This is a genomic window from Pseudomonas sp. GW821-FHT04C07 (genome assembly GCF_059420325.1).
This window is the reverse complement of sequence record NZ_JBWKTM010000008.1, coordinates 144654-160135: the sequence shown is the minus strand read 5'-3', so window position 1 is coordinate 160135 and position 15482 is coordinate 144654. Positions and strand designations below refer to the sequence as shown.

The 15482-nt window shown below is 60.5% G+C and carries 15 protein-coding genes and 1 pseudogene; all 16 read left to right on the top strand.

What is annotated here, in order from left to right:
• Positions 1-22 precede the first annotated feature (22 nt).
• The 16 genes and pseudogenes from AC07UI_RS16525 (at position 23) to AC07UI_RS16450 (ending at position 15342) form a co-directional block, all read left to right on the top strand.
• Positions 23-1120: a cobalt-precorrin-5B (C(1))-methyltransferase gene (locus AC07UI_RS16525; protein ID WP_494993499.1), complete on the top strand. Its 1098-nt coding sequence runs from the start codon at positions 23-25 to the stop codon at positions 1118-1120.
• Complete coding sequence (locus AC07UI_RS16520; RefSeq protein ID WP_494993498.1) at positions 1117-1854, top strand: cobalt-precorrin-6A reductase; 738 nt, start codon at positions 1117-1119, stop codon at positions 1852-1854. The genes AC07UI_RS16525 and AC07UI_RS16520 overlap by 4 nt, the downstream gene beginning before the upstream one ends.
• Positions 1855-2228: 374 nt before the next feature.
• Entirely contained in the window at positions 2229-2630 is a 402-nt protein-coding gene (locus AC07UI_RS16515) for a DUF2946 domain-containing protein (RefSeq protein WP_494993497.1), read from the top strand.
• A gap of 63 nt (positions 2631-2693) precedes the next feature.
• The gene (locus AC07UI_RS16510; RefSeq protein ID WP_494993627.1) at positions 2694-3173 is read left to right on the top strand and encodes a copper chaperone PCu(A)C; all 480 of its coding nucleotides are present in this window, start codon (positions 2694-2696) and stop codon (positions 3171-3173) included.
• A 54-nt stretch (positions 3174-3227) separates the two neighbouring features.
• Positions 3228-3632, top strand: a complete 405-nt coding sequence (locus AC07UI_RS16505; RefSeq protein WP_494993496.1) for a DUF2946 domain-containing protein — start codon at positions 3228-3230, stop codon at positions 3630-3632.
• A 90-nt stretch (positions 3633-3722) separates the two neighbouring features.
• Positions 3723-4010 (top strand): annotated as a pseudogene (locus AC07UI_RS16500) (TonB-dependent copper receptor); the annotation flags it as partial.
• A gap of 191 nt (positions 4011-4201) precedes the next feature.
• Positions 4202-5584, top strand: a complete 1383-nt coding sequence (locus AC07UI_RS16495) for a PepSY-associated TM helix domain-containing protein (RefSeq protein ID WP_494993495.1) — start codon at positions 4202-4204, stop codon at positions 5582-5584.
• A gap of 177 nt (positions 5585-5761) precedes the next feature.
• Positions 5762-6550, top strand: a complete 789-nt coding sequence (locus tag AC07UI_RS16490) for an ABC transporter ATP-binding protein (RefSeq protein WP_494993494.1) — start codon at positions 5762-5764, stop codon at positions 6548-6550.
• The gene (locus AC07UI_RS16485) at positions 6547-7506 is read left to right on the top strand and encodes an ABC transporter substrate-binding protein (RefSeq protein WP_494993493.1); all 960 of its coding nucleotides are present in this window, start codon (positions 6547-6549) and stop codon (positions 7504-7506) included. The genes AC07UI_RS16490 and AC07UI_RS16485 overlap by 4 nt, the downstream gene beginning before the upstream one ends.
• Complete coding sequence (locus AC07UI_RS16480) at positions 7503-8513, top strand: FecCD family ABC transporter permease (protein ID WP_494993492.1); 1011 nt, start codon at positions 7503-7505, stop codon at positions 8511-8513. Before AC07UI_RS16485 ends, AC07UI_RS16480 begins: the two co-directional genes overlap by 4 nt.
• Before the next feature lie 223 nt (positions 8514-8736).
• Entirely contained in the window at positions 8737-10002 is a 1266-nt protein-coding gene (gene urtA, locus AC07UI_RS16475) for an urea ABC transporter substrate-binding protein (RefSeq protein WP_494993491.1), read from the top strand.
• Positions 10003-10153: 151 nt separating this feature from the next.
• Entirely contained in the window at positions 10154-11653 is a 1500-nt protein-coding gene (urtB, locus tag AC07UI_RS16470) for an urea ABC transporter permease subunit UrtB (RefSeq protein WP_494993490.1), read from the top strand.
• Complete coding sequence (urtC, locus tag AC07UI_RS16465) at positions 11653-12732, top strand: urea ABC transporter permease subunit UrtC (protein WP_494993489.1); 1080 nt, start codon at positions 11653-11655, stop codon at positions 12730-12732. The genes urtB and urtC overlap by 1 nt, the downstream gene beginning before the upstream one ends.
• Positions 12729-13598 (top strand): urea ABC transporter ATP-binding protein UrtD, encoded by an 870-nt coding sequence (gene urtD / locus AC07UI_RS16460; protein ID WP_494993488.1) that lies wholly within the window; start codon positions 12729-12731, stop codon positions 13596-13598. The genes urtC and urtD overlap by 4 nt, the downstream gene beginning before the upstream one ends.
• A 175-nt stretch (positions 13599-13773) precedes the next feature.
• Positions 13774-14472 carry an urea ABC transporter ATP-binding subunit UrtE gene (gene urtE / locus AC07UI_RS16455; RefSeq protein WP_494993487.1) on the top strand — a complete coding sequence of 233 codons (699 nt, stop codon included), beginning with the start codon at positions 13774-13776 and terminating at the stop codon, positions 14470-14472.
• A 30-nt stretch (positions 14473-14502) separates the two neighbouring features.
• The gene (locus AC07UI_RS16450) at positions 14503-15342 is read left to right on the top strand and encodes an urease accessory protein UreD (RefSeq protein ID WP_494993486.1); all 840 of its coding nucleotides are present in this window, start codon (positions 14503-14505) and stop codon (positions 15340-15342) included.
• Positions 15343-15482 lie beyond the last annotated feature (140 nt).

Below are 15482 nucleotides of genomic sequence, written 5' to 3'. Positions count from 1 at the left end.
CTACAAAGGAATTGCCAGCTCCATGCGTGACGAAACCGCCGAACAACCTGCGCCCCTGCGCAGCGGCCTGACTACCGGCAGTTGCGCCACCGCCACCAGCCTCGCTGCCGCCCGCTTGCTGCTCAGCGGTATCAGCCACGACGCAGTGGATATCACCCTGCCCAAAGGCAAGCACGTACAGATGCGCCTCGAGTTTTGTCGCCTGGCCGAAGACGGCGCCGAAGCCGGAACGATCAAGGATGCCGGCGATGATCCAGACGTCACCCACGGCGCGTTGCTGTATTCCCATGTACGCTTGAACGCCGAACCGGGTATACGTTTCAGCGCAGGCCTTGGCGTCGGCACAGTCACCCGGCCGGGGCTGGTACTGGGCGTCGGTGAACCGGCGATCAACCCGGTGCCACGCAAGATGATCACTGATCACCTGCTGCAACTGGCGCAAGAGCGTAATTACGACGGCGGCTTTGAGGTCACGATCAACGTCGAGGGCGGCGAAGCCCTTGCACTGAAAACCATGAACCCACGGCTGGGTATCCTCGGCGGCCTGTCGATTCTCGGCACCAGTGGTATTGTCCGGCCGTTCTCCTGCGCGGCCTACATCGCCTCGATCCACCAGGGCATCGACGTCGCCAAAACCAATGGTTACACGCATATCGCCGCCTGTACCGGCAACGCCAGCGAAGACACCATGCGCCGCGTATACGACCTGCCTGAGATCGCCCTGATCGAAATGGGCGACTTTGTCGGTGCGGTGCTCAAGCATTTGCGCAAAGTGCCTGTGGATAAACTCAGCATTTGTGGTGGCTTTGGCAAAATCAGCAAACTTGCCGCCGGGCATATGGATTTGCACAGCCGTCATTCGAGCATTGACCTGCCGCAACTGGCGCAATGGGCGGCAGACGTCGGCGCCGATGACGCCTTGCAGCAAGCCATCGGCGAAGCCAATACCAGTCAACAAGCCTTGGCCATGGCCAGCGCTGTCGGAATCGCCCTTGGCGATGCGGTGTGCCAACACGCACTGGACTTCGCCCGCAGCGTGGTACCGGCGCAGGTTCAGGTCGAGGTGTTTGCCATCGATCGCCAGGGCGGCATCGTCGGCCATGCCGGAGCTTTTCAATGAAACGGTTACTGCTGCTCGGCGGCGTCACCGAAGCCTTGGCGATTGCCCGCACGCTGGGCCCGCAACATGTCTACAGCCTGGCGGGCATCGGCCGGGTGCCGACGGATTTGACCTGTCAGGTCCGGGTCGGTGGCTATGGCGGCGCGGCAGGTTTGGCGCAGTTCATCGAAGACGAAGGCATCGACTTGTTGCTCGACGCCACCCACCCCTATGCCGCACAAATCAGCCAGAACGCCGCGACCGCTGCGCAATTGAGCGGCATACCCTGCTGGGCGCTGCGGCGACCGGCCTGGCAAGCACAGGCAGGTGATGACTGGCGGGAAGTCAGCGATTGGGCCGGGTTGGTTGAAGCGCTCAAGCCCTTCAAGCGCCCGCTGTTCACCCTGGGGCGCGAGCCGTTGCAGCATCTGGATGAAATCCCGGACGGACAGTTCTGGACTTTACGAGCACTCGACCCGTATCCCGGCAATCAGCGCTGCGAAGTGATCGGCGCCCGTGGGCCGTTTTTAATCGACGATGAGCGGGAGCTGTTCGAACGGCGCCGGATTGATGTGCTGATCAGTAAAAACAGCGGCAGCAGCGCCACCGAACCCAAGCTGGAAGTGGCGCGCGAGCGTGAGGTGCCGGTGTTGATATTGAAGCGGCCGGAAATGCTGAGGGTTGAGCGCGAGTTTGGGACTGTCGCCAATACGCTCGAGGCGCTGACGCAGCAAGGTTATCTGTTACCCCAGTAAACTTCTGTGCGGCAGTAATCATTGCGAGTGCTGCGCACTCGATCGCAGGCAAGCCAGCTCCCACATCTATGGCTACCCCCCGCCGCCCCCTATGATCGCCCACTAAGCTTTCGCAGGGGGCGGCGGGGGGTAGCCATTTCATTATTGGACCGCGTCGATCACGACACCAGTGCCGAGCCACAACCGGTATTCGCCCAGGCATTACGAATCGAAGCCGCTACACTCTTTCGAATCGACGAGCCGGAAGTCGCGCGCAGACTTTTGTACCTGCTGGCCAAGGCACTGCGACACCAAACCGCACGCGGTCTTTTTACTTATCGCCCTTGATCAGGCTAAATACCTTGCTTGATCGTCCATCTCAACGGATCTGACCGATGTCCCGACAACGGCTTGCATTTGCCTGGATCGCCTGCTTTGCAGTGCTGTTCAACATGCTCGCCATGCCGATTTCCGGGACGATGCCCCAGGCTGCGAATCAGTCGCCTGCCGAGCAGTTGTTGTGGGGCAGCTTCTGCTCCTCGAACGGCACCAGACTGGTAGCGATTTCGCTGGGCACGCTTGAGCAAAAAGCACCACAAAACGACGATCACTCCAACATGCAGCATTGCTGGTGCTGTTCGGGTTCGGCACCGTTGGTGGCGTTGCCGGGGTATGTGCCGCAGCTGTATTTCGCTCGGTTCGAGTCCAATAGAAGCGTGCCGCCGCCCACCTTCGAAACGCCCACGCCGCGCCAGCAATGGCCGAACCTCAATCCCCGCGCCTCGCCTCTGGTCTGACTCCTTCTCGCAATTGATCTGCGTTTTGAATCGTTCTGGAGAACTGCCATGTTGAAACAAACCCTGGTGAAGCAGTCTCTGCTTCTCGCCGCTTTGCTGTTGCCTGCCTGCTTTGCCCATGCTCACGAATATGCTGCCGGCCAATTGCACATCGCTCATCCGTGGTCGCAGGAACTGCCACCCAATGCCCCGACCGTCGCAGCCTATTTCGTCATTCACAACAACGGCAAAACCGCCGACCGCCTGCTCAGCGTGGCCTCGCCGATTGCAGGACTGGCCGAGCTGCACGAGCATGTGAAGCAAGGCGACCTGATGAAAATGCAGCAAGTGCCGAGCGTGGAAATCCCCGCCGGTGGCGACATTAGCTTCGCGCCAATGGCCTACCACGTGATGCTGCTGGAGCTCAAAGACCGCAGCTTGCTGAGCGAAGGAAAGCGCTTCCCAATGACCCTGCATTTTGAAAAATCAGGCGACGTAACCGTCGAGGTCGCGGTGCAGAAGCAAGCGCCCGCAGGCACTGAAGAGCATATGCACGCCCAGTAATCACAGCCCACAACACCTGTGAACGCCCTGCGCTCGCCAAGCGTCAGGCGATCAGTGCCGCATCATGATTCGTTGAGGGTCAAACGCGGTAGCTGGATCAGCCTGTTCGCCATGCTGATGATCTTTATCGGTCCGCTGATTTCCCAAGCGATGCCGATGGATCACGCCATGCCAATGAACATGTCGATGGACATGCGCATGGACGAGCCCGGCTGCCATGGCACTTCGAACCACGATGCCAAACCCGTCAAGGCGCCTGCCGAGCATCAAATGCTCTGGGAGAAGTGCGGGTATTGCAGCCTCCTGTTCAACTGCCCGGCGCTGCCCGGTAGCCTGTCGTTCGCGGCATTCGACACACCGCCGCCGACGAATTTCATCAGCCCCTTCCCGCGTTTGGGCCATGCCCGGCAAGCAGTCTTCCCCGGCGCCCGAACCCGCGCCCCGCCCATCATCAAGTAAACACCCACATTTCACATCACCCGGCCGACTGTAGAAAAGACAGCCGCAGGCTGCTGGCCGTGTTGTTTACGATTGATTGATGGAACCTTTATGTCCAGGTTTTCTACTGACACTCGCTTGCGCTCTGCTCAGGCACATTCTCTTCTTGCCCTGAACGAGCCAGGTCTTCGCCTCAAACAGGGCATAGCCGTCCTCCACGGCGCGCTGCTGACACCGCTGGTTTTGGCAGCCGAACAACCCGATGAACACACCCGACATACAAACGAACCGAGCCCGACGGTGATCACCGCCATTGCCCCCAGCTCACCGTTGACCATCATCACCAACCCGAAAGATCCACGCCAACCAGTGCCGGCCAGCAGCGGCGTCGACAACCTGTTCCGCAAGCCATCAACGAACCGGGGCGCACGCTCTGGACCAAGGTGGATATGAGTTTCTAAAAAGCTTCGCGGGCAAGCCTCGCTCCTACAGGGATCACATATTCGCGTAGGAGCGAGGTTTGCCCGCGATCGACTGCGAAGCAGTCGCAAAAAACATTAAAAGATCCATGCCAAAGCGGAGCGCTCCTGATGAGCCAACCTAAAGTGTCTTTCTACAACCTGGCCTGGCGCTGGCATTTCTATGCCGGGCTGTTCGTCGCGCCGTTCATGGTGATGCTGGCCCTGACCGGGATCATCTACCTGTTCAAACCCCAACTCGACCCGTTGATGTACGGCAACCTGCTGAACGTCCCGGCCGGTCATCAAACGCTTGGCGCCGACGAGCAACTTCGCCGTGTGCAGGTCGCTTATCCGCAGGGGCAGGTCAAGCAATACCTGCCGCCGGTCAACCCCGAACGCAGTGCGCAGTTCGTGGTGCAAAACGACGGTCATGAACTGAACGTGTTCATCGATCCGTACCGCGGAGAAATCCTCGGTGACCAGGACGCCAGGAAAAACCTGCAAGCCATCGCCCGCGCCATTCATGGTGAGCTGATGATCGGCACCGTGGGTGATCGACTGGTCGAGCTGTCTGCCGGCTGGGGCATCATGCTGGTGATTTCCGGTCTGTACCTGTGGTGGCCGCGAGGCAAGTCATCGGCCGGTGTGTTATGGCCACGATTGAGCAATCGCGGGCGCTTGTTCTGGCGCGACTTGCATGCGGTGACCGGTTTCTGGGGCGCGGCGTTTCTGCTGGTGATGCTGCTCAGCGGCATGACCTGGACCGGCTTTTGGGGCAAGCAATACGCCGAGCTCTGGAACCGCTTCCCGGCGGCCATGTGGAACGAGGTGCCAAAGTCCGATCAAGAGGCTCGCAGCCTCAATACGGCGACGCGCCAGACCGTACCGTGGGCAATGGAAAACACGCCGATGCCGATGTCCGGCGACCATGCCGAACACATGGCTCACACCGGCAGCTCAACCGCTGCGGCCGCGCCGACAATCTCGCTGCAAGAGGTGCAGAACATTGCCGTCCAGCGTCAGGTAGAGCCGGGCTATAGCATCACCTTCCCGACCACCGCCACCGGCGTTTTCACCATCGCTGTGTTCGCCGACGACCCACGTAACGACGCGACCCTGCATGTCGATCAATACACCGCCAGCGTGCTCGCCGATGTGCGGTGGCAGCACTACAGCAACGTCGCCCGCGCCACGGAAATGGGCGTGATGCTGCACGAAGGCAAGATGTTCGGAGCGTTCAATCAGATCGTGGTGCTGCTGGTGTGCCTGATGATTTTGCTCAGCGCAGTCAGCGGCGTGGTGATCTGGTGGAAGCGCCGCCCACAAGGTCGACTCGGTGTTCCGCCATTGCGCCACGACCTGGCGAAGTGGAAAACCGCGATGGTCATCATGTTCGCATTGGCTGTGGCATTTCCGTTGGTCGGGGCATCGTTGATCGCGGTGTGGATCCTGGACCGGATACTACTGTCACGGCTGGCGGGGAAAGCTGAGCCGGCCTCATCTTCAAGCTGAAGACTGCGAGATATATGAAACGGCCTTGCAGGCTCTACAATGCCGGCCCGCAATGTTCCTCACATTTTCGCGGGCAAGCCTCGCTCCTACGGTACAGCGTGATCCTGCAGGAGCAAGGGGGGGCGCCTGGCCCTTGCCCGCGATGGATTCTGCCTCAACGCAATTAATGAGTATTGAATGACCTCGCTGAACCTCACCAACCTGGCCTGGACCCCTCTGGGTCACGGCCATTGCCATCACCAGTTCCAACTGCGTGAGGCCTGCCTGCAGGTGTCGGCGGGTGAGTTCGTCGGTTTGATCGGGCCCAACGGCAGCGGCAAAACCAGCCTGCTGCGCTGTGCCTATCGCTTCAGAAAACCGGAAAGCGGCGAGGTCAAACTCGAACATCACAATGTCTGGAAACAGTCGCCTCGCTGGTGCGCGCAGCGCATCGCGGTGGTGCTGCAAGAATTCCCCGATGCCTTTGGCCTGACCGTCGATGAGGTGGTCGCCATGGGCCGCACACCGCACAAAGGTCTGTTCGACGGCGACACCCTCGAAGATCGACGCATCTGTCAGCAAGCACTGGAATCAGTCGGCCTGCGGGGTTTCGAGGATCACGCCTTCGCCACCCTGTCCGGCGGTGAGAAGCAGCGGGTAATCCTCGCCCGCGCCCTGGCTCAGCAACCGCAACTGCTGATCCTCGACGAGCCGACCAACCACCTCGATCCGCGTTATCAGCTGGAGCTGTTGCAACGGGTCAAACGCTTGCAGATCGGCACCCTCGCCAGCATCCATGACCTCAATCTCGCCGCGGCGTTTTGTGATCGGCTGTACGTCATCAACGGCGGGCGCATTGTCGCCAGCGGTACACCGCACGAAGTGCTGACCGTTCAGTTGCTGCGCGAAGTCTTCGGTGTCCAAGCCTTGATCGACCGACACCCGCTGTCCGGCTACCCACGAATTACCTGGATAACCCAACCATGATTTTGCGTTCCCTGCTGCGTGCCAGTCTGTCTGTCGCCTTGCTGTCCGGCACTGCCCAGGCATTCGCCGAAGCCACCCATTACCCGCTGACGATCCAGAGCTGCAACCGACAGGTGACCTTCAAAAAGGCGCCCAGACACGCCCTCAGTCACGACATCAATATGACTCAAATGATGCTCGCACTCGGCCTCAAACCGAGCATGGTCGGGTACAGCGGCATCAGTGGCTGGAAAGCCGTGACACCCCGGATGCAGAGCATCCTCGACGGTTTGCCGGAACTGGCGAGCAAGTACCCGTCGGTGGAAACCCTGCTCAATGCCAATGTCGATTTCTTCTTTGCCGGTTGGGATTACGGTATGCGTGTGGGCGGTGACCTGACGCCGCAGACCCTCGGCCCGCTGGGAATTAATGTCTATGAACTGACCGAGTCCTGCGCCTTCGTAATGAAGCGTCCCCCCGCTACGCTGGAAGACACCTACAACGACCTGCGCAATCTCGGGAAAATTTTCGATGTGCAGGATCGCGCCAACCAGCTGATCGCCGACATGCAGGCGCAAGTCGCCGAGATCCAGAAGGACCTGCCAGCAGAAAAACCCAGGGTGTTCCTCTACGACAGCGGCGAGGACCGCGCCATGACGTCAGGTCGACTGGGCATGCCACAAGCACTGATCGACGCCGCCGGCGGGCGCAATATCCTTGATGACGTCGAGGCCAGCTGGACCCGGGTCAACTGGGAAAATGTGGTCGAGCGCAATCCACAGGTGATCGTGATCGTCGACTATGGCGAAGTCAGCGCCGGGCAAAAGCAACAGTTCCTGGAAAACAACCCGGCACTGCAGTCGGTAGACGCAATCAAGAATCAGCGTTTCATCGTCATCCCCTACGTCCAGGCCACACCGGGCATCGATAACGTCGCAGCGATTGAAACCATGGCCAAGGGTTTCCACGGCGAATGATCAGCCGTCGTTATGCCCAGCTGCTGATCGGTCTCGGCGCGCTGCTGTTGGTGTCCTGTGTGGTGTCGCTTGGCGCGGGTTCGGCGCGGGTGCCGGTGGACGTGGTCTGGCGGATTCTTCTGTACAAGGCATTCGGTCTCGGCGAAGTGAGCTGGAGCGCCGGGCAGGAACACATCGTCTGGCTGATTCGCGTGCCGCGGATGTTGCTTGGTGCGCTGGTCGGCGCCGGCCTGGCGTTGACTGGCGCGGTGCTGCAAGCGGTGACCCGCAACCCGCTGGCCGACCCGCACCTGCTGGGCGTGACCTCCGGCGCCACCTTGGGCGCGGTGATCGTAGTGCTACATGTCGGCGAAATCGTCGGCCTGCTGACCCTGCCGATCGCGGCGTTTATCGGTGCACTGCTGAGCATGCTGGTGGTGCTGGCCATCGCCAATCGCAACGGTCGCCTGGACAGTGATCGATTGCTGCTGTGTGGTGTCGCGGTGTCCTTCGTGATGATGGCAATCGCCAACCTGCTGTTGTTTCTCGGCGATCACCGGGCAAGTTCAGCCGTGATGTTCTGGATGCTCGGCGGCCTCGGTCTGGCGCGCTGGGAACTGCTGGCGATTCCGGCCGCCAGCGTAGTGTCCGGGCTGGTGTTGCTGCTGGGCATGGCGCGCCCGCTGAACGCCTTGATGGCCGGCGAACAGACCGCTGTGACATTAGGCCTGAATGCCCGCAGCGTGCGCTTGCGGGTGTTTTTGATTGCCTCGCTGATGACCGGGGTATTGGTGTCCATCAGCGGTTCCATCGGCTTTGTCGGATTGATGGTGCCGCACATCGCCCGCCGATTGGTCGGCGCTGAACATCGGCGATTGCTGCCGGTGTGCGTGTTGCTCGGCAGTGTTTTTCTGGTGTGGGTCGACGTCGCCGCACGCACGCTGATCGCGCCTGAAGACTTGCCGATTGGCGTGGCCACTGCGGCGATTGGCGGGGTGTTTTTCATTGGTCTGATGCGCCGACGATAACCGCGGTCGAACGCCGCCCCCGGCAATGCAGGCACCAATGCGGCGCACACAAACGCACTGAGCACTTTTGTCGGCCCCGGCTTGGTGCGCAGCACGCTTTGCAACCCTGCGTAATACGACATTTCCTTGCCTTTGCCCGACCGGGCACAACCCTTGCTAAAGCCCCTTCAGCGTCCGTATCTGCCAACCAAGAAAAAAACCTTAATATCATGGAGATCGCACAATGAAGCGTCGTAGCTTGATCAAGGCTTTCACTCTGTCGGCATCGATTGCCGCGATGGGTATGACCTGGAGCATCCAGGCCGCCGAGACCATCAAGGTCGGGATCCTGCACTCGTTGTCAGGGACCATGGCGATCTCTGAAACCTCGCTTAAAGACATGGCGCTGATGACCATTGACGAGATCAACGCCAAGGGCGGCGTCAACGGCAAGATGCTTGAGCCGGTGGTCGTGGACCCCGCCTCGAACTGGCCGCTGTTCGCCGAAAAGGGCCGGCAGCTGCTGACCCAGGACAAGGTCGCGGTGGTGTTCGGCTGCTGGACCTCGGTGTCGCGCAAATCGGTACTACCGGTGTTTGAAGAGCTCAACGGCCTGCTGTTCTACCCGGTGCAATACGAAGGCGAAGAGATGTCGCCGAACGTCTTCTACACCGGTGCGGCGCCCAACCAGCAAGCGATCCCGGCGGTGGAGTACCTGATGAGCGAAGAAGGTGGCAGCGCCAAGCGCTACTTCCTGCTCGGTACCGACTACGTCTACCCGCGTACCACCAACAAAATCCTGCGCTCGTTCCTGCATTCCAAAGGCGTGGCGGACAAGGACATCGAAGAGGTCTACACCCCGTTCGGCCACAGCGATTACCAGACCATCGTGGCGAACATCAAAAAATTCTCGGCCGGCGGCAAGACTGCGGTGATCTCCACGGTCAACGGCGACTCCAACGTGCCTTTCTATAAAGAGCTGGCCAACCAGGGCCTGAAAGCCACCGACGTTCCGGTCGTGGCGTTCTCGGTGGGCGAAGAAGAGCTGCGTGGCATCGACACCAAGCCGCTGGTGGGCAACCTCGCCGCGTGGAACTACTTCGAATCGGTGGAGAACCCGGTCAACAAAAAATTCGTCGCCGACTGGAAAGCCTACGCCAGGAAACACAACCTGCCGGGCGCGGATAAAGCCGTAACCAACGACCCGATGGAAGCCACGTACGTCGGCATCCACATGTGGGCGCAAGCGGCGCAGAAAGCCAAATCCACGGACGTCGACAAGGTTCGTGAAGCCCTCGCCGGCCAGACCTTCTCCGCACCGTCGGGTTACACCCTGACCATGGACAAGACCAACCACCACCTGCACAAGCCGGTGATGATCGGCGAAATTCAATCTGACGGTCAGTTCTCGGTGGTCTGGCAGACCGAAGGCCCGATCCGCGCCGAGCCCTGGAGCCCGTTCATTCCGGGTAACGACAAGAAGCCGGATTACGCGGTGAAGAGCAACTAAGCAGCGGGACTGATCGCTCCCAGGACGGAACGATCAACATACAACCCCTGTAGGAGCCGAGCTTGCTCGCGATAGCGGTCTGCCAGACACACCGCCATCGCGAGCAAGCTCGGCTCCTACAAGGTCCGCCGTCGCCCTTCAGGACGTAGCCATGTCCCTTTATCGCCTGTTTTTCGTTCTCGCTTTTTTACTGCTGTCGACGGCCGCTTACGCCGGCGACGCCGAAGACTTCGTCGCTGCCAATCCCGTGCAGCAAGCCAAACTGCTGGAAGCCTGGGCCGCGCAGCCCGATCCGGCTCGTGTCGAACTGATCAACGCCTTGCAGCAAGGCCAACTGACCCTCGACGGCGAAGCCAAAACCTTGCGCCTGAATAACCGCCTGCGGGGTCTGATCGACACCGCACAAGCCAGCCAGCAACTGCTCGCCGCTGACGCCAAGGTGCGTCTGACCGCTGCGCAGCAACTGCAAAAAAGCGCCAAACCGGCGCAATTGAAATTTCTGGAGCAACAACTCGCCAGCGAAAAAGACGAAGGCGTTCACGCGGCCCTGAGCCTGGCTCTGGCCAACCTGCAACTGGTGGACAGCGATCCAGTCGTGCGTTTGGCGGCCGTGAGGCTGCTCGGCGAAACCGGCGACCCGCTGGCCCGCACTCGCCTTGAAGGCTTGCTGGAACCGGGCGTTGAAGCCGATGGAACCGTTCACACCGCCGCCGAAACCAGTCTGGCTCAGGTCAAACGCAAACTGATGATCGGAGAGATGCTCGGTCAGGCCTTCAGCGGTATGTCTCTGGGTTCGATCCTGCTGCTCGCGGCGCTGGGACTTGCGATCACCTTCGGTCTGCTGGGTGTCATCAATATGGCCCACGGCGAGATGCTGATGCTCGGCGCCTACTCCACGTATGTAGTGCAGTTGTTATTCCAGCGTTTCCTGCCGCAAGCCATCGAGTTCTATCCATTGGTCGCGCTGCCGGTGGCGTTTTTTGTGACGGCGGGGATCGGCATGATTCTCGAGCGCACGGTCATTCGACACCTCTACGGCCGTCCGTTGGAAACCCTGCTGGCGACCTGGGGCATCAGCCTGATGCTGATCCAGTTGGTGCGTTTGCTGTTCGGGGCGCAGAACGTCGAAGTCGCCAACCCGGCCTGGCTCTCCGGCGGCATTCAAGTGCTGCCGAACCTGGTGCTGCCATACAACCGCATTGTGATCATCGCGTTCGCCCTGTTCGTTGTAGTGCTGACCTGGCTGCTGCTGAACAAGACTCGCCTGGGCCTGAACGTGCGCGCCGTGACCCAGAACCGCAACATGGCCGCTTGCTGCGGCGTGCCCACCGGGCGTGTCGACATGCTCGCCTTTGGCTTGGGCTCCGGTATCGCCGGGCTCGGCGGCGTCGCCCTGAGCCAGGTCGGCAACGTCGGCCCGGACCTGGGCCAGAGCTACATTATCGATTCGTTCCTGGTGGTGGTGCTCGGCGGTGTCGGCCAGTTGGCCGGTAGCGTGCTGGCGGCCTTCGGCCTGGGCATCGCCAACAAGATTCTCGAACCACAAATCGGTGCCGTGCTCGGCAAGATTCTGATCCTCGCGCTGATCATTCTGTTTATCCAGAAACGCCCGCAAGGACTCTTCGCACTGAAAGGACGGGTGATCGACTGATGAACCAGCCTCTGATGCTCACGGCGACAAAAAAAGCCGGCCCCAAAGTCACTCTGATCGTCGGCAGTTTGGTGCTCGCGCTGTTGCTGGCCTTGCCGCTGCTTTCACTGTTGTCGGCGGACAATCCGCTGCACGTTTCGGCTTATACCCTGACCCTGGTGGGCAAGATTCTTTGCTACGCGATTGTCGCGTTGGCGCTGGATCTGGTCTGGGGTTACGCCGGGTTGCTGTCACTGGGTCACGGCCTGTTCTTCGCCCTCGGCGGCTACGCCATGGGCATGTACTTGATGCGCCAGGCCTCGGGTGACGAGCTACCGGCGTTCATGACCTTTCTGTCGTGGACCGAATTGCCCTGGTACTGGACCGGCACCAACCACTTTCTCTGGGCCATGTGCCTGGTGGTGTTGGCGCCGGGTTTGCTCGCGCTGGTGTTCGGCTTCTTCGCCTTTCGCTCGCGGATCAAGGGCGTGTATTTCTCGATCATGACCCAGGCCCTGACCTTCGCCGGGATGTTGCTGTTCTTTCGCAACGAAACCGGTTTTGGCGGCAATAACGGCTTCACCAACTTCCGCAGCATTCTCGGTTTCGGCATCACCGAACCGAACACCCGGGCGGTGCTGTTTGTGGCCACGGTGCTGTTGCTGGTGGCCAGCCTGTTCATCGGCTGGCGTCTGGCGCAAAGCAAGTTCGGTCGAGTGCTGACCGCCCTGCGCGACGCAGAAAACCGCCTGATGTTTTGCGGCTATGACCCGCGCGGTTTCAAGCTGTTTGTCTGGGTGTTGAGCGCGGTGCTGTGCGGTTTGGCCGGTGCGTTGTACGTGCCGCAAGTGGGGATCATCAACCCCGGCGAAATGTCGCCGACCAACTCCATCGAAGCGGCAGTCTGGGTCGCCCTCGGCGGGCGCGGCACGTTGATCGGACCGCTGCTCGGCGCCGGTGTGGTCAACGGTATGAAGAGCTGGTTCACCGTGGCCTTCCCCGAATACTGGCTGTTCTTCCTCGGTGCGCTGTTTATCGTGGTGACCCTGTATCTGCCCAAGGGTGTGATCGGGCTGCTGAAAAAAAGAGGTGAACAATGAGAGTCACTGCGACGACTGAATTCATGCTCGAACCGGTGTTTTTCCCACCGGAGCCCAATAAGGACGCCGGCACCAGCCGCGATGCGATTGGCCTCGGCCAGCGCGCCGGCCCCGGTCTGAACACTCGCCACGGCACCATCCTGACTCTGGAAGACATTAGCGTCAGCTTCGATGGCTTCAAGGCGCTGAACGACTTGAACCTGTACATCGGCGTCGGCGAATTGCGCTGCATCATCGGCCCCAACGGTGCCGGTAAAACGACGCTGATGGATGTGATCACCGGCAAGACCCGTCCCAGCCACGGCAAGGCCTGGTTCGGTGAAACCCTGGACCTGACGCAGATGAGCGAAGTGCAGATCGCCCAATCCGGGATCGGTCGCAAGTTCCAGAAACCTACCGTGTTCGAAGCCTTGAGCGTGTTCGAGAACCTTGAGCTGGCGCAGAAAACCGACAAATCGGTATGGGCCAGCCTGCGGGCCAAACTCAATGGCGAGCAGCAAGACCGTATTGCCGAAGTACTGGAAACCATTCGCCTGACGGCGTCGGTCAGTCGCCCGGCGGGTTTGCTGTCCCACGGGCAAAAGCAGTTTCTGGAAATCGGCATGCTGCTGATGCAAGACCCGCAACTGCTACTGCTCGACGAGCCGGTGGCGGGAATGACCGACGCCGAAACCGAATTCACCGCCGAGCTGTTCAAGAGTCTGGCCGGCAAGCATTCGCTGATGGTGGTGGAGCACGACATGGGCTTCGTCGGCTCGATTGCCGACCACGTCACCGTGTTGCACCAGGGGAGTGTGCTGGCCGAAGGGTCGCTGGAGCAGGTGCAGGACAATGAACGGGTGATTGAGGTTTATCTCGGGCGTTGAAGCACGCGCCCCAACCGTAGCAGCTGCCGAAGGTTGCGTTCGAGGGCGAAGCACTCGCAATTCGGCAACGGCGATACACCTGACAAAACGCGATTGCAGGCTCTACGACCGCTACGCGGCCGAACGCAGGCTGCGCCAGCTGCTACGAAGAGCAGAACTTCGAAAGGATGAGAACATGCTACAAGTCGACAAGCTGCACCAGTATTACGGCGGTAGCCACATCCTGCGGGGTCTGTCGTTTGACGTGAAAGTCGGCGAGGTCACCTGCCTGCTGGGGCGTAACGGCGTCGGCAAGACCACGCTACTCAAATGCCTGATGGGGCTGCTGCCGGCAAAAGAAGGCGCGGTGAACTGGGAAGGCAAAGCCATCACCGGTTACAAGCCGCACCAGCGGGTGCATGCAGGAATCGCCTACGTGCCGCAAGGCCGGGAGATTTTCGGCCGACTGACAGTGGAAGAAAACCTGCTGATGGGCCTGTCCCGTTTCCCGGGTTCCGAAGCCAGGGAAGTCCCGGCGTTTATCTATGAGCTGTTCCCGGTGCTGCTGCAGATGAAGCAACGTCGCGGCGGCGACTTGTCCGGTGGTCAGCAACAACAGCTGGCCATCGGCCGCGCCCTGGCCAGTCGTCCGCGACTGCTGATTCTCGATGAACCCACCGAAGGCATTCAGCCGTCGGTGATCAAGGAGATCGGTGCGGTGATCAAAAAACTCGCGGCACGCGGCGACATGGCAATTTTGCTGGTGGAGCAGTTCTACGATTTCGCAGCCGAACTGGCCGATCAATACCTGGTGATGTCCCGGGGAGAGATCGTCCAGCAAGGCCGTGGAGAAAATATGGAAACCGAAGGTGTGCGCGGCCTGGTTACGATCTAACCTGTAGCGTCCTGACGATAAGCACTGATCATGAACCTTCCTGCCCACACCGCTCTGTTCACCCCCAGCTGGCACGCCGAGCTGGAGCTCGGCTATGCCCGATCCGGCGACAGTACGCGCCCCGTCCAGCGCCGGCACAAAGGCCCGCTGCGGGTGCAAAAGCATCTGTATGCCGAAGGCCCGCAAGTCTGCCAGCACATTATCGTCCACCCGCCGGGCGGGATTGCCGGCGGTGACCGGCTGGACATCAACGTTCATGTTGGCGCCGATGCCTGGTCCCAGTTGACCAGCCCCGGTGCGGCCAAGTGGTATCGCGCCGCAGGGCCGGCTTACCAGAAGCTGGACTTTCACGTCGAAGCGGGCGCAACACTGGAATGGCTGCCACAGGAAACCATTATCTTCAGCGCCGCCCAGGCCGAACTCAGCACCTCTATCGAGCTTGAAGGTGATGCCCGGTTGTTCTACTGGGATGTGGTGGCGCTGGGTCGTCCGGCCAGTGGCGAACGCTTCGATGCCGGGCATTTTCAATCGCAACTGGATATCCGCCGCGACGGTCAGTTGCTCTGGCATGAACGCCAGCGCGTTGTCGGTGATGACGGCTTACTCGATTCGCCGATCGGGCTCGACGGGCAACCGGTGTTTGCAACGTTGCTCGTGACTGGTGAAATCGACAGCGAGCTGCTGGCGGCCTGCCGCTCGTTGCCCAACCCGGTCAGGGGTGACCTGACGCAATTGCCCGGGCTGCTGGTAGCCCGTTGTCTGGCCAGTGAAGCCCTGCAGGCGCGAGGCTGGTTGATTGATTTGTGGCGGTTGCTCAGGCCCGCACTGCTCGGCCGTGAAGCTGTGTCACCGAGGATCTGGAGCACATAAACACTTCATCCCCTGTAGGAGCGAGCTTGCTCGCGATAAGCGTTAACAATAACGCGGTCAACTTGAATGACTGCGGTACCTTGGCGTTTTTCGCGAGCAAGCTCGCTCCTACAGGGGTCACGCATACCTTTTAAACTGCC

Coding starts and splice junctions, on each gene's coding strand:
- AC07UI_RS16490 (WP_494993494.1), top strand. CDS start 5,762: ATGACCTCGCTGAACCTCACCAACCTGGCCTGGACCCCTCTGGGTCAC.
- AC07UI_RS16480 (WP_494993492.1), top strand. CDS start 7,503: ATGATCAGCCGTCGTTATGCCCAGCTGCTGATCGGTCTCGGCGCGCTG.
- AC07UI_RS16520 (WP_494993498.1), top strand. CDS start 1,117: ATGAAACGGTTACTGCTGCTCGGCGGCGTCACCGAAGCCTTGGCGATT.
- urtD (WP_494993488.1), top strand. CDS start 12,729: ATGAGAGTCACTGCGACGACTGAATTCATGCTCGAACCGGTGTTTTTC.
- urtA (WP_494993491.1), top strand. CDS start 8,737: ATGAAGCGTCGTAGCTTGATCAAGGCTTTCACTCTGTCGGCATCGATT.
- urtE (WP_494993487.1), top strand. CDS start 13,774: ATGCTACAAGTCGACAAGCTGCACCAGTATTACGGCGGTAGCCACATC.
- AC07UI_RS16450 (WP_494993486.1), top strand. CDS start 14,503: ATGAACCTTCCTGCCCACACCGCTCTGTTCACCCCCAGCTGGCACGCC.
- AC07UI_RS16495 (WP_494993495.1), top strand. CDS start 4,202: ATGAGCCAACCTAAAGTGTCTTTCTACAACCTGGCCTGGCGCTGGCAT.
- AC07UI_RS16525 (WP_494993499.1), top strand. CDS start 23: ATGCGTGACGAAACCGCCGAACAACCTGCGCCCCTGCGCAGCGGCCTG.
- urtB (WP_494993490.1), top strand. CDS start 10,154: ATGTCCCTTTATCGCCTGTTTTTCGTTCTCGCTTTTTTACTGCTGTCG.
- AC07UI_RS16515 (WP_494993497.1), top strand. CDS start 2,229: ATGTCCCGACAACGGCTTGCATTTGCCTGGATCGCCTGCTTTGCAGTG.
- AC07UI_RS16485 (WP_494993493.1), top strand. CDS start 6,547: ATGATTTTGCGTTCCCTGCTGCGTGCCAGTCTGTCTGTCGCCTTGCTG.
- urtC (WP_494993489.1), top strand. CDS start 11,653: ATGAACCAGCCTCTGATGCTCACGGCGACAAAAAAAGCCGGCCCCAAA.